We start from the raw sequence: 12,080 nt of genomic DNA, 5'->3' as shown, positions 1-12,080 counted from the left end.
TCAGGCACCCCACCGCAGCCCCGGAGTGGACACCGGAGCGTCCCAGAGCCGCAGGAACTCGTCGGTCGCCTTGGTCAGCGTGATCGACAGGCCGGCCATGTCGAGGCTGGTCACGTAGTTGCCGACGAGGCGGCGGGCAATCGTTATCCCTCGCGCTTCGAGCAGTTTCGCCAGCGTGCCGTAAACCAGGTACAGCTCGATCAGCGGTGTGCCGCCCAGCCCGTTGACCAGGACGATCACCTCGTCCGACGCGGTCAGCGGCTTCGCCTCCAGGATCGCGTCGAGTGCCGCGGCGACCAGGTCGTTCGCCGGCCGCAGTTTCTCCCGCCGGCGGCCCGGCTCGCCGTGGATGCCGACGCCCGCCTCGATCTCGTCGTCCGGCAGGTCGAACCCGGGACGGCCGGCGGCCGGGGTGGTGACGGCCGTCAAGGCGTACGCGAAAGAGGCCGAATTGGTGTTGACCTCGCGCCCGATCGCCGCGACCTCGGCCAGTTTGCCGCCCTCCTCGGCCCGCGCCCCGGCGATCTTCTCGACCAGCAGGGTGGCGCCGGTGCCGCGACGCCCGGCGGTCCACGTCGAGTCCTCCACCGCCACGTCGTCGTCGACGAGCACGGTCTCCACCGCGACGTTCTCGTCGGCGGCCATCTCCGCGGCGAGCTGGAAGTTCATCACGTCGCCGGTGTAGTTCTTCACGATGTGCACGACGCCGGCGCCGCCGTCGACCGCCTTGGTGGCGGCGAGGATCTGGTCCGGCACGGGCGACGTGAAGATCTCGCCGGGACAGGCGGCGTCGAGCATGCCGGGCCCGACGAAACCGCCGTGCAGCGGCTCGTGGCCGGACCCGCCGCCGGAGACCAGCGCGACCTTCCCGGAGCGGGGCGCATCAGCACGGGCGATGTACTGCTCGGCCGCGTCGACGCGCAGCTCCGGATGAGCCGCGGCAAGCCCGGCGAGCGCCTCGGCCACCACGTCGGCGGGATCATTGATGAATTTCTTCACGGCCGGCTCCTCCCAGTCGGGCGACGGTGCCCTGGGGATCAGCATCGTCGCGTTGAGCGATTCGGCCAACCCTTTCGGTGACTAACATCCATGGACATGGCGCTTGTCGGGATCGTTCTCGTGTCACACAGCGGAAAACTGGCCGAGGGGGTGCGCGACCTGGTCCGGCAGATCGCGACCGACGAGGTGCGGGTGGAGCCGGCCGGCGGCACGTCCGACGGCTCGCTCGGCACCGACTTCTCCCTCATCGAAGCGGCGGTGACCCGGGCGGACACCGGCGCCGGCGTCGTCGTGCTGGCCGACCTGGGCAGCGCGGTGCTGACCACCCGGACCGTCCTGGAAGACCGTCCACCCGGCCCGGTCCTGGTCGACGCGCCATTCGTGGAAGGCGCGGTGGCGGCCGCCGTGATCGCCTCCACCGGCGCCGGCCTCGACGAGGTCGTGGCAGCGGCCGAGGAGGCGCGCGATGTCGCAAAGTTCTGAGATCCCGGTGGTCCTGCCCGCCGCCTTGCACGCCCGGCCCGCGGGAGCGGTGGTCCGGATCGCGGCGGCCTTCCAGGCCGCCATCGAGGTACGCCATGACGGCCGCACCGCGAGTGCGCGCAGCGCTCTGCGCCTGATGTCGCTCGGCGCTCCCGCCGGCGCCACGGTGACCGTGCACGCGGAGGGCGACGACGCGGAGCTGGCCGCGACAGCGGTGGCAGAGATCTTGCGGGCGGCTTCGTAAGTTTCGGAGCTTTTCACCAGCAGGATCATGGACTGAACCGGTTGAGGTTTCCGGAACATGTCGATAGCGTTTCGACAAGCATCGATCCGTTCCAGCATCCCCACTGGAGATCCCCATGAGACGAACACTCGTCCTGCTGACGGCTGCCGCCCTCACCGCCGCCGGCTTCGTCGCCCTCTCCCCCACCGCCGACGCGGCCTCCACCCTGGGCGCGGCCGCCGCCGAGAAAGGCCGCTACTTCGGTACGGCCGTGGCCGCCTACAAACTGTCCGACTCGGTCTACTCGGCGATCCTGAACCGGGAGTTCACCTCGGTCACGCCGGAGAACGAGATGAAATGGGACGCCACCGAGCCGTCCCAGGGCACGTTCAGTTACACCAGCGCCGACACCATCGTGAACCGGGCGATCGCCAACGGGCAGAAGGTCCGCGGGCACGCCCTGGCCTGGCACTCGCAGCAGCCGTCCTGGGCGCAGAACCTGAGCGGCACCGCGCTGCGCAGCGCCATGGTCAACCACGTCACCCAGGTCGCCACGCACTACAAAGGCAAGATCGATTCCTGGGACGTGGTGAACGAGGCGTTCGCGGACGGCTCGACCGGCGCCCGGCGTGACTCCAACCTGCAGCGCACCGGCAACGACTGGATCGAGGTGGCGTTCCGTACCGCGCGGGCCGCCGATCCGGCCGCCAAGCTCTGTTACAACGACTACAACACCGACGGGCAGAACGCGAAGAGCAACGCGGTCTACGCCATGGTCCAGGACTTCAAGGCCCGGGGCGTGCCGATCGACTGCGTGGGTTTCCAGTCGCACTTCAACGCGGCGTCGCCGCTGCCGAGCGACTACCAGGCCAACCTGCAGCGGTTCGCGAATCTCGGCGTCGACGTGCAGATCACCGAGCTGGACATCGAGGGCTCGGGCACCGCGCAGGCCACTTCGTTCGCGGCGACCGTGCGGGCCTGTCTCGCGGTGACCCGGTGCAACGGGATCACGGTGTGGGGCATCCGGGACACCGACTCGTGGCGGGCCAGCGGGACGCCGCTGCTCTTCGACGGCAGTGGCAACCCGAAGGCCGCCTACACCGCGGTGCTGAACGAGCTGGGTGGGACAACGACCTCGCCGTCCCCCAGCTCGCCGTCGCCGTCTATTTCCCCTTCCAACCCGCCGTCCGGATCCGGCTGCACCGCGACCACCTCGGTGAACGCGTGGACCGGCGGCTTCGTGGTGACGGTGAAGGTGACCGCCGGCGCGGCCCGGATCACCGGCTGGACCGTCGGGCTCACGCTGCCGGCCGGCTCCGCGATCACCAACACCTGGAGCGCCACCGCGAGCGGCTCGACGTTCACGAACGTCGGCTACAACGGCAGCGTCGCCGCGGGCGCCAGCACCGAGTTCGGCTTCCAGGGCACCGGCACGGCCCCGTCCGGCACTCCCACCTGCACCGCTCGTCAGTGATCGGCGGGAGCCGCGGACGACCGGCGCAGTGATTGCGGCGTCCGCGGCTCCGGCACGACCGGGCCGCCCAGCAGCAGGATCCAGAGCCGTTCCGTCTCCGGGCCGTGGATGCCGAATCCACGGATGAACAGATCCAGGGTGGATGTGGTGAGCCGATCCTGGCTCAGCGCCCGGCGTACCCGGTCGCGCAGCCCTCGATGGTCCACGCCGTCCGGTGTGTCCAGCTCCGCCGTCCGCGCCAGAACCTTCGCCACCGCACTGAAGTTGATCTCTCCGGATCGTTCCCGGTCGACCATCCTCAGCCAAACGTGCCGGTAGGGGCCGGTCAGCAGCGCGCGCAGGTAGGACGCACAGAGCGTCTGCCGTCGCGGATGGTCCGACACCACCAGCCGATCCCCCGATACATGTGCGCCATAGCTGCGCCAGAGCGTTTTTACGGTTGACGTCTCGAACAACGAGAGCATCGACCGAAGGGTTTCGTCCCCGTCCATGACCATCACGACCTCGGCTGCCACCGGCGCCGGCTCGTACACCGACCGATGGCTGTGCTCGGCAGCGCATCTCGCGGACGGGTACGCCGGATATGTCCTCGACAACCTGACCGACCGGTCGCCGGAAGCGCTCGGCCCGGCACCCGGCATGGACCTGATCGCTCTTGCCCGGCACGCGCGGAAAGCGCTCGTACACCGCCGCCGCCTGCAGCTCCGGCAGTCCCTGATCCTGGCCGGCACGCTCCTGATCGCCGTCGCCGTCATCGCGGCGTCCGGCGAGGCCGCGGCCGGCGCCCTGGTGCTCCTGCTGGCGGTCGCGTGGGCGTCCGGCTTCGCGGTGCTGCTGACCCACCGGATCGGCGGATACCGGCGGGCGCTGGACGTCCGGGACTCGGTCAGCTCGCCCCGCGACCTGGCGCCGCCCATCGACCCGGCCGTCGAGGCGTACCTGGAGTCGGTGATGAGCTCCAACGTGGTGGTCTTCTCCGGCAAGGAGCCCTTCGTCGGCTCGGGTGTGCTCCTGGCCCGCTGGCAACTGCACGTCAACTGCACCCGGCCCGCGGCGCCCGGCACCCCGGTACGCCCGTTCACCGTCACCGACCTGCACAAGCAGCTGACCCTGGCGGCCCGGCGCACCGGCATCCCGGGGCTGGACGTACGCAACCGGCTGTTCGTGCACGGCGGCGCCGCCCGCCGGGTCCCGGGCCTGGTCGCCGATCCGGTGGCCCGCCCGGCCACCCGGGTGGACGCGGCGACCCTGCGCGCGGGCATCACCACACCGCAGCCGGACAACCGGACCTACCTCTGCCTGCGCAAGATCTCGTGGGGCGGTGACCTCGTCGTGGAGGCGTTCGTCCGGGTCGAGCGGACCGCCGCGTATCTGATCGTGGAGCATCACGCGTTCGTGCTGCTGCCGCTGCGATCCGAGCTCTGCGTCGCGGAGCATCTCGCCACCTCGATCCCGGCCCGCACGGTCGTGGCCGCGGCGACCGGCGCACTGGGCGGCCTGGTCACCGCGCCCTCGCGCATGCTGCGCGACGCGAACCGCGGCGGGCAGCGGGAACGCGCCCTGCGCCGGGCCAAGAGGATGGTCAGGCGGCATCCGGTGCACGACTACGGCGCCGAGTCGGGACTGCGCGAAGAGGTCGCCAGCGACGAACGGATCGGCCTGTTCCAGTACGCCGACGAGGAGCGTGACCTGGGCATCCTGCGCCAGGCGATGCTCGAGTCGATCTCCGATTTCCTCGACGAGCACGGCATCGACACCTCGGACTTCAGCAAGCAGCAGACCCGGATCGTCACGCAGAGCATCAGCATCGGGTCGATCACCAACGGCAACACCGTCATCGGCAACGGTGGCGCGATCAACCAGCAACAACCGCAGCAACAGCAGAAGCAGCAACCCGGATCGACGCAGCCGCCCGCGGCACCCTGGGCGCCCGGCGCGAAACCCTGAGCAGGAGACGGCATGGACGTCACGATCAGAAACATCAACGGCGGGAACACCGTCATCGGCGACTTCGGCCGGATCGAGAGCCACGGCACCGACATGAACGCCGCCGTGGCGGCACTGCTGGAGATCCTGCGGCAGCACCGCGACGACCTCGCCGACCCGGAAGCCGTGCGCACCGCCGCGCGCGGGGTGCGCGACGAGGCGAGATCGCCGCGGCCGAACCGCGAACGCATGCTGGCGCTGCTGCGGGACCTGGCCGCCGGCGCGGGTGGTGTCACCGCGGTCGCCGGCGCCACCGAGGCGGTCACCGCACTCGTCCAGAACCTGTCCTGACCACCCCGAGGAGTCACCCCATGCCCGAACAGGGAATCCTTCTGCCCTTCTACCTGGTCGTCGACGTCTCGTACTCGATGCTGGGCGACAGTCTCGACGCGGCCAACAAGATCCTGCCGGGGGTCGCCGACGCGCTCGCCAAGGCGCCGATCCTGGCGGACAAGGTCCGTTTCGGACTGATCGACTTCTCCGACGACGCGCAGGTGGTGCTGCCGCTGTCGGACATGACCGGCCAGGACTATCTGCCGAAGCTGACAGTGCGCGGCGGCACCGATTACGGCGCCGCGTTCCGGATGCTGCGCGCCCAGCTCGAACAGGACGTCAGCCAGCTGCGCGCGGACGGGTTCAAGGTGCACCGCCCGGCCGTCTTCTTCCTCAGCGACGGTGAGCCACAGACCGGCTGGGAGGCCGACTTCACGGCGCTCACCGCGTACGACAAGCAGACCGGCCAGGGCTTCAAGTGGTACCCGGTCTTCGTGCCGTGCGGTGTCGCGGATGCGGGCCGGGAGACCATGCGGCAGCTGGTCCACCCCTATGGCAAGAGCAAGCTCTACATGATGCACTCCGACGCCGACGCGGCCGACGCGATCAAGGCGATGGCCGAGGTGCTGATCTCCTCGGTGCTGGCCTCCGGGCAGAGCGCGGTGGACGGCAACTCCGGCTTCGTCCTGCCGGACAAGAGCCAGCTGCCGCCGACCATCGACGTCGACGACGACTGGCTGGACTGAGCGTGAACATCGACGCCGACATCGACGTCCCCCTGAAGGACCCGTGGGCGAGCCCGCCGGCCACGCCCGGACCGAGGCCCCGGCACGCCGCCGCTGATCGCGCCGATCGTGATCCGGCCGAGAGCGTGGCCTGCTGGCCGGCGCCGGCGGGCGGCACCGATCTGGGCGGCACCGATCTGGGCGGTACCGAGCTGGGCGGGACCAGGCTGGGTGGGACCGAGACCGGCCCGGCGACGATCGGCGACCCGGGACGGGCGCACGCCGAGGTCCGGCCCCGCCTGCGCCTCGACCCGGCACAGCCCCCGGACACCGTCGCCGATCACGGCACGGCCGTCTCGCTCGAGGTCAGGGCCGCGAGCGTACGCGGACTGTCGCACCGTGACTCCGGAACACCCCGTCAGGACGCGTACGGCTTCGCCCTCAGCGCCGACGAGCAGCATCTGATCGTCGTGGTGGCCGACGGCGTCTCGGCCGGTGTCCTGTCGCACGAGGCCGCCTCGTTCGTCGGGCGGCGCGGCCCCCGGGAGGTGGCCCGCCACCTGGACGCCGGCACGCCGGCCGATCAGCTCCCCTGGCCGGAGATCTTCACGGCGCTCGCCGCCACCATCCTGGCCGAGGGCGCCCGCAGCCTGAAACGCTCCGACCCCGTCCGGTACGCCGAAATCCCGCCCGCCGAGACCGAGGTGGCCGCCGCGATGGCCACCACCGCCACCTTCCTGGTCTGCTCGACCGGGCCGGCCCGCGGCGGCGATCGGGATGTGCACCTGGCCTGGATGGGCGACTCCCCCGCCTGGGCGATCGACCCGCAGACCGGCTGGCACATCCTCTCCGAGGTCAAGGGCGCCGCCGCGGAGGTGGCCACCAGCCGGGTCGAGGCGCTGCCCCGGATCCCCCGCGACCCGCTCGGGCTGCCGGTCGCCTCGCACCGGGTGCCGGACGACTGGACCCTGCTGGTGATGACCGACGGCACCGGCGACCCGATCGGGTCGGCCGTCGGCGAGGTCGCGGAACGGCTCGCCGCGTGGTGGCGCCGGCCGCCGCCGCCGCTGCGCTTCGCCGATCAGGTCGGATTCGGCCGGCGCAGTTACGACGACGACCGTACGGTGGTCGCGATCTGGCCCAGCGCCGACCGGGAGCCCGGGTGAGCGCGATCGTCGACGTCGGCGCGCTCGGCCCGATGACGACCATCAGCTCCGGCGCGAACGGTGTCATCCACCGGCTCGACCGCTTCCAGCTCGCCGGCGAGCCGGGCGAGCTGGTGTTCAAGGAGTACCGGCTCGCGGTCGTGCAGGTGGCGCTCGGCGGCCTGGTGAATCTGGTCGGCCTCCGGCAACGGCTGGCCGCTCAGCGCCGGGCCGCTCTCGACGAGGTGGCCGCGTGGCCGTTGCGCGTCGTGGTCGGCCCGGGCAACCAGGCGCTGGGCGTACTCATGCGGTTGATCCCGGACGGCTATTTCGAGGACATGTCGCTGCCGTCCGGGGCCCGTGCTCGGATTCCGCGCGAGCTGCAGCACCTCATCTTCGACCCGGCGCAGGCCCGCAAGCACGAGGTGGACGTGCCGGACGACGGCGACCTGGCCGCCCGTCTGCGGGTCTGCGAGCGGTTCGCCTTCGCGCTGTCGCTGCTGCACGGCGCGCAGATCGTCTACGGCGACGTCTCCGCCCGCAACGTGCTCTACCGCCTGCACCCGGTCCCGTCGATCTTCCTGGTCGACTGCGACGCGACCCGGGTCAGCGGCAGCTCAGCGGTGAACAAGCAGCAGCACAGCCCGGACTGGGACCCACCGGAACGGGTCGTCCAGAACGTCTCCACCGACCGGTACAAACTGGGCCTCTTCGTGCTGCGCTGCGTTCTGCCGGGCCGCGGCGCCTCGTTGAACCGGGACTGGCGCACCGCCGCCCCGATCCTCGACCGCCGGGGCACCGACCTGCTCCAGCGGGCCCTGGAAGGCGCCCCCGGCGACCGGCCGCTGGCCCGGGACTGGCTCTTCTACCTGCGCGGACGTCTCGGCGCCCGGCCGATGCCGTCGATGCCGGCACCGCGCACGGCCCGGGCGGCCCACCCGTACGAGACCGGATGGAGGCGCGAGCCGCATGGCTGGGTTCCCGCCTGATCCCGCGCGAACCGCGGTGACCAGCCAGGACGGCGTGAAGGCGGCGCTGCCGGCGGTCCGGGCCGGGCTGCGGGCCATGGGCCTGCGCCTCACCGTGCCGGTACGCGTCCGGCTGGTGGGCCCGGACGAGATGGCATCGATGACCGGCTCGCACGCCGGCCGGGTCCTCGGGTGGACCATCGTGACGGACACCGAGGTGGTCGACCTCGCGGTGCTGGCCGGCCTCGATGGACCCGAGTTCGGGGCGGTGGTCGCCCACGAGTACATGCATGCCTGGATGACGCAGCGCCGATTCGGCCGGGTGAGCCTGCCGATCGCCGAAGGGCTGAGCCAGCTCGCCGCCGACGGCTGGCTGGAACGCCAGTCCGATCCGCGGGCCCGGACGCTGCGCGCCGCGATCGCCGCCGACCCGGATCCGGTGTACGGCGACGGTTTCCGCCGGGTACGCGCCGCCGTCAAGCGGCACGGGCTGATGCCGGTGTTGCGCACGGTCCGCAGCCGGGGAGCGCTGCCGTGACCCCGGGCGTGACCCCGGCCCGTCCGTTTCCGGCGAGCGCGCATCGTCTCGTCCTGTTCGCCCTCGACGGCGCGCTGCTCGCCGGCCCGGCGCGACGGCGGGCCGCTGACGCCGCCACCACGATCATGTCGCGGCTCGGCCTGACGCCGGGCGGTGCCGACCATCGGTACGCCGCCGTCGTCTACGGCGAGCACGAGGTCCGCGCGATCCCGGCCGGCACGCCGCTGCCGTGGGACCTGAGCCTGCCCGGGCCCGGGCGTCCGCGTACCGACGGCGCGACGGCGGCCATCGCCGACGTGTCCGCGGAGTTCCTCGCCGGCGCCCCGGCCGGCCTGCCCGGCAGTGTCGACGTGCTGGCCCTGGTGGCGACCGGCGACCGGATCGTCTGCCCGGACGACCTGCGGATCCGCCTCACCGCTGCCGGGGACACCCGGGACCTGGCCGACCACTGGTGGATCGGCCTCGCCGCCCAGCGTGCCCGGCGCCGGCAGACCGAGCTGCTGCGATGAGCGCCCGAGCTCGGGTACGAGCCGTGCACACCAGCAGCGGCAGGAATCTTCCGGGACCGGGCGCACTGCTCGGATTCCGGTTCCGGCCCGGCGGTCTCGGCACCTATCAGCACGTCCTGGAGACGGTCGACGGCCAGGTCGCGCCCCCGTTGATCATCGGCTTCCCGGTCCGTGGCGGCCGGGCCGGTGAACACCTGCGTACCCTGCACCGGGCCCTGGCGAACCACCCCGGCCTGTTTCCGGCGGCCGCGCTCTGGCACGGCATCGTGGACCTCGGCGACGGCAGCTCCTGCCACGCGCTGCTGGCCCCCGACCCGGCCGCCGACGGGTACCTGACCCTGCACGAGACGCTGCTGGACGGCGAACCGGCACGCACCCGCTTCGAGCTGGCGTACTCGCTGGCCGGGGCGGTTCGTGACCTGGAGACGGTGGGCGCAGTGCACGGCGGCCTGGACTCGGCCACCCTGCTCGTCCGGATGGCCGGCCGCCAGGTGCGGATCGCCGAGGTGGAGTCGGCGACGCTGGTACGCGAGGACGCGCCGCTCGCCGTCGGCGCCGCCACCGGGTACCTCGCACCGGAGCTCTACGACGATCTCGGCGAGCATGCCGAGCCGGCCACCGGGGCTGCCGACCGGTGGTCACTCGCAGTCGCTGCTCACGTGCTGCTGACGGGCTTTCACCCGTACCATTTCCTGCCCGATCTGAGCCCGGCCACGATCGCGGCGTATGTCGCGTCGCAGACCTGGCCGCGGCACCAGCGCGCGGCTCTCCCGGGTCTCACCTTCGAGCACGCCTCCGCGATGCAGACCCTCCCGGACGCCGTGCTCAACCTGTTCGTGCGGTCCTTCCAGGACGGCTGGCAGGATCCGGGCGCGCGGCCGTCGGCGACCGAGTGGCACACCACCCTCGGCGCCTGGATCGGTGACCCGGTGATCGACGAGCTGCTGGCCGACCGGGACTGCGTGCTCGCCGGCGAATCCGTCACGGTCAGCTGGCGCACCCGTTTCGCGCACCGGGTCCTGGTCGACGGCGTCGCCGCTGACCCGGTGGGCAGCATCGAGGTGAGCGTGGACCGCCCGCGCCGCGTCGTCGTGCGTGCCATCGGCCCGTGCGGAACGGTGGAGGCCGTCACCTCCCGCATCGAGGTCGTCCGCATCCCGCCGCTGCGGCTGGCACGTATCCGGGTGCCGCTCGTCCTGGACCCGGGCAACGCCCAGGACGGTGACGACCAGCTGCTCACACCGGTGCCGCCACCCATGCGGTTCACCGCACCACCGGCGATGCCGAACCGGCAGCCACCGCCACCGCGACCGGTCGTCCCGTCACCGCCACGGCCGTCCGCCCCGGCGTTCCCCCGAATGACGAGGACCCGAAAGGCACCACCATGACCTCACCCTTCATCTGGCTCTCCGGGGCCGATCCGGATCTGCTCGCCGCCTGCCCGCACGGTGAGCGGGTCAAATACGTCGGTCTCGGCGGCGCGGTGCTCACCACCTCGGTGATGAGCGCCGTCTCGTGCGGGTTCGCCCTGCACATGGCGATGGACCTGCCGATCGCGCTCTGCGTGGTCCTGGCGATCGCCTGGGGCATGGCGATCATGAACCTGGACCGGTGGCTGATCTCCGGCACCCAGCGGCACGCCACGCTCAAGCAGAACCTGCTGCTCGCCGCGCCTCGGGTGCTGCTCGGTGTGCTGATCGGACTGGTCGTGTCGACGCCGCTGACCCTGCGGATCTTCCAGGACGAGATCAACGCCGAGCTGAAGGTGATGCAGCGGGAGTCCCAGGACGCGTTCGCGAAGCTGCTCACCACCGACGCCCGGTTCACCCAGATCCCCGCGCTCAGCGGCTCGGTGCAGAAGCTGCAGGCCGAGCTGGACCGGGGTCCGGACGTGAGCGGCGACCCGACCGTGCAGCAGGCGCAGGCCGCGTACGACAAGGTGAATCTGGCGTACACGAAGGCGCGAGCGCTGGTCATCTGCGAGGACGACGGCACCTGCGGCACCGGACGGCCCGGCGAGGGCAAGTCCTACCGGTTGAAGGTGGAGGACCGGGATCGGCTCGAAGCCGAGCGCACCGAGATGAAGGCCGAGCTCGACGAGGCCGAGGTCACGGCGCAGAGCACCCGGGCCACCAGCCTCCAGCAGATGCAGGCCGACCTGAACGTCACCCGGTCCAAGCTCAACGAGGCGAACGCCGCGAAGAAGGCCGCCCAGGGCGAGTTCAGCGCCGCCGAAGACGAGAACAACGGTCTGCTGGCCCGGATGAACGCGCTCGGCCGGCTCGGCGACAAGGACCTCACGATGGGGCTCGCGCACCTCGTGCTGATCCTGTTCCTTGCCGCGTTCGAGGTGCTGCCGGTGGTGTTCAAGATCCTGCTGGGGGCCGGGGTGCCGAGCGTTTACGACCGGCTGCGCGACCGCAAGGACGAGATCTGCCACGACCTCGCGGTCGATGAGATGGCCGGGGACCAGGACCTCACCACCTATGAACGCAACGCCCGGCTCGCCGCCGAGCGGGCCTCCGTGGACGCGTACGTCCAGGAGGTCACCGACGTCCAGCGGGAGGTCGCCCAGTCGGTCATGCGGCACTGGCGCAACCAGCAGCTGCAGGCCGCGTACCAGAACCCGTCGCAGTTCATGGTGCCGGCCGGGGACGACGACGACACCCTCGTGCTGCCGCCCGGGTCGATCAATCAATACGTGCCGAACCAGCACAGCCCGAACGGTCAGACGCTGCCGAACACGCCCTAGCGCTC

Annotated in this window: 14 protein-coding genes; 12 read left to right on the top strand and 2 right to left on the bottom strand. The window is 71.6% G+C overall.

The window, feature by feature from the left end:
• Positions 1-999: a dihydroxyacetone kinase subunit DhaK gene (gene dhaK / locus B0I29_RS04975; RefSeq protein WP_111648006.1), complete on the bottom strand. Its 999-nt coding sequence runs from the start codon at positions 997-999 to the stop codon at positions 1-3.
• Positions 1,000-1,095: 96 nt separating this feature from the next.
• On the opposite strand from dhaK, the gene dhaM reads away from it, so the two are divergent.
• The 3 genes from dhaM (at position 1,096) to B0I29_RS04960 (ending at position 3,179) form a co-directional block, all read left to right on the top strand.
• Positions 1,096-1,482 (top strand): dihydroxyacetone kinase phosphoryl donor subunit DhaM, encoded by a 387-nt coding sequence (dhaM, locus tag B0I29_RS04970; RefSeq protein ID WP_111648005.1) that lies wholly within the window; start codon positions 1,096-1,098, stop codon positions 1,480-1,482.
• Positions 1,466-1,726: an HPr family phosphocarrier protein gene (locus B0I29_RS04965; RefSeq protein ID WP_111647642.1), complete on the top strand. Its 261-nt coding sequence runs from the start codon at positions 1,466-1,468 to the stop codon at positions 1,724-1,726. Before dhaM ends, B0I29_RS04965 begins: the two co-directional genes overlap by 17 nt.
• A gap of 115 nt (positions 1,727-1,841) precedes the next feature.
• Positions 1,842-3,179: a glycoside hydrolase family 10 protein gene (locus tag B0I29_RS04960; RefSeq protein ID WP_111647641.1), complete on the top strand. Its 1,338-nt coding sequence runs from the start codon at positions 1,842-1,844 to the stop codon at positions 3,177-3,179.
• Here B0I29_RS04960 and B0I29_RS04955 read toward each other — a convergent pair.
• Entirely contained in the window at positions 3,173-3,565 is a 393-nt protein-coding gene (locus B0I29_RS04955) for a hypothetical protein (RefSeq protein ID WP_146616721.1), read from the bottom strand. The two genes, B0I29_RS04960 and B0I29_RS04955, sit on opposite strands and share 7 nt — an antisense overlap.
• Positions 3,566-3,668: 103 nt before the next feature.
• Between B0I29_RS04955 and B0I29_RS04950 the strand changes: the two genes are divergently transcribed.
• The 9 genes from B0I29_RS04950 to B0I29_RS04910 are packed head-to-tail and all read left to right on the top strand — an operon-like array spanning position 3,669 to position 12,075.
• Complete coding sequence (locus B0I29_RS04950) at positions 3,669-5,126, top strand: hypothetical protein (protein ID WP_111647639.1); 1,458 nt, start codon at positions 3,669-3,671, stop codon at positions 5,124-5,126.
• A gap of 12 nt (positions 5,127-5,138) precedes the next feature.
• Positions 5,139-5,456 (top strand): hypothetical protein, encoded by a 318-nt coding sequence (locus tag B0I29_RS04945; protein ID WP_111647638.1) that lies wholly within the window; start codon positions 5,139-5,141, stop codon positions 5,454-5,456.
• A 20-nt stretch (positions 5,457-5,476) separates the two neighbouring features.
• Complete coding sequence (locus B0I29_RS04940) at positions 5,477-6,184, top strand: vWA domain-containing protein (RefSeq protein ID WP_111647637.1); 708 nt, start codon at positions 5,477-5,479, stop codon at positions 6,182-6,184.
• A gap of 2 nt (positions 6,185-6,186) precedes the next feature.
• Positions 6,187-7,329 (top strand): protein phosphatase 2C domain-containing protein, encoded by a 1,143-nt coding sequence (locus tag B0I29_RS04935; RefSeq protein WP_111647636.1) that lies wholly within the window; start codon positions 6,187-6,189, stop codon positions 7,327-7,329.
• Positions 7,326-8,297 carry a protein kinase family protein gene (locus B0I29_RS04930; protein ID WP_111647635.1) on the top strand — a complete coding sequence of 324 codons (972 nt, stop codon included), beginning with the start codon at positions 7,326-7,328 and terminating at the stop codon, positions 8,295-8,297. The genes B0I29_RS04935 and B0I29_RS04930 overlap by 4 nt, the downstream gene beginning before the upstream one ends.
• Positions 8,278-8,814 carry a protein DA1 gene (locus tag B0I29_RS04925; protein ID WP_111647634.1) on the top strand — a complete coding sequence of 179 codons (537 nt, stop codon included), beginning with the start codon at positions 8,278-8,280 and terminating at the stop codon, positions 8,812-8,814. Before B0I29_RS04930 ends, B0I29_RS04925 begins: the two co-directional genes overlap by 20 nt.
• Positions 8,811-9,323 carry a hypothetical protein gene (locus tag B0I29_RS04920; protein ID WP_111647633.1) on the top strand — a complete coding sequence of 171 codons (513 nt, stop codon included), beginning with the start codon at positions 8,811-8,813 and terminating at the stop codon, positions 9,321-9,323. Before B0I29_RS04925 ends, B0I29_RS04920 begins: the two co-directional genes overlap by 4 nt.
• Positions 9,320-10,711 carry a serine/threonine protein kinase gene (locus B0I29_RS04915; RefSeq protein WP_146616720.1) on the top strand — a complete coding sequence of 464 codons (1,392 nt, stop codon included), beginning with the start codon at positions 9,320-9,322 and terminating at the stop codon, positions 10,709-10,711. The genes B0I29_RS04920 and B0I29_RS04915 overlap by 4 nt, the downstream gene beginning before the upstream one ends.
• Positions 10,708-12,075 carry a DUF4407 domain-containing protein gene (locus tag B0I29_RS04910; protein WP_111647631.1) on the top strand — a complete coding sequence of 456 codons (1,368 nt, stop codon included), beginning with the start codon at positions 10,708-10,710 and terminating at the stop codon, positions 12,073-12,075. The genes B0I29_RS04915 and B0I29_RS04910 overlap by 4 nt, the downstream gene beginning before the upstream one ends.
• The last annotated feature ends 5 nt before the right edge of the window (positions 12,076-12,080 follow it).

The organism is Actinoplanes lutulentus (genome assembly GCF_003259845.1).
Lineage (GTDB): Bacteria > Actinomycetota > Actinomycetes > Mycobacteriales > Micromonosporaceae > Actinoplanes > Actinoplanes lutulentus.
The sequence above is the reverse complement of the archived record's forward strand: the minus strand, read 5'-3'. Positions and strand labels throughout refer to the sequence as shown.

Excerpts from the sequence above, each read along its gene's own strand:
- dhaM (WP_111648005.1), top strand. The coding sequence starts at position 1,096 with ATGGCGCTTGTCGGGATCGTTCTCGTGTCACACAGCGGAAAACTGGCC.
- B0I29_RS04965 (WP_111647642.1), top strand. The coding sequence starts at position 1,466 with ATGTCGCAAAGTTCTGAGATCCCGGTGGTCCTGCCCGCCGCCTTGCAC.
- B0I29_RS04960 (WP_111647641.1), top strand. The coding sequence starts at position 1,842 with ATGAGACGAACACTCGTCCTGCTGACGGCTGCCGCCCTCACCGCCGCC.
- B0I29_RS04950 (WP_111647639.1), top strand. The coding sequence starts at position 3,669 with ATGACCATCACGACCTCGGCTGCCACCGGCGCCGGCTCGTACACCGAC.
- B0I29_RS04945 (WP_111647638.1), top strand. The coding sequence starts at position 5,139 with ATGGACGTCACGATCAGAAACATCAACGGCGGGAACACCGTCATCGGC.
- B0I29_RS04940 (WP_111647637.1), top strand. The coding sequence starts at position 5,477 with ATGCCCGAACAGGGAATCCTTCTGCCCTTCTACCTGGTCGTCGACGTC.
- B0I29_RS04925 (WP_111647634.1), top strand. The coding sequence starts at position 8,278 with ATGGCTGGGTTCCCGCCTGATCCCGCGCGAACCGCGGTGACCAGCCAG.
- B0I29_RS04915 (WP_146616720.1), top strand. The coding sequence starts at position 9,320 with ATGAGCGCCCGAGCTCGGGTACGAGCCGTGCACACCAGCAGCGGCAGG.
- B0I29_RS04910 (WP_111647631.1), top strand. The coding sequence starts at position 10,708 with ATGACCTCACCCTTCATCTGGCTCTCCGGGGCCGATCCGGATCTGCTC.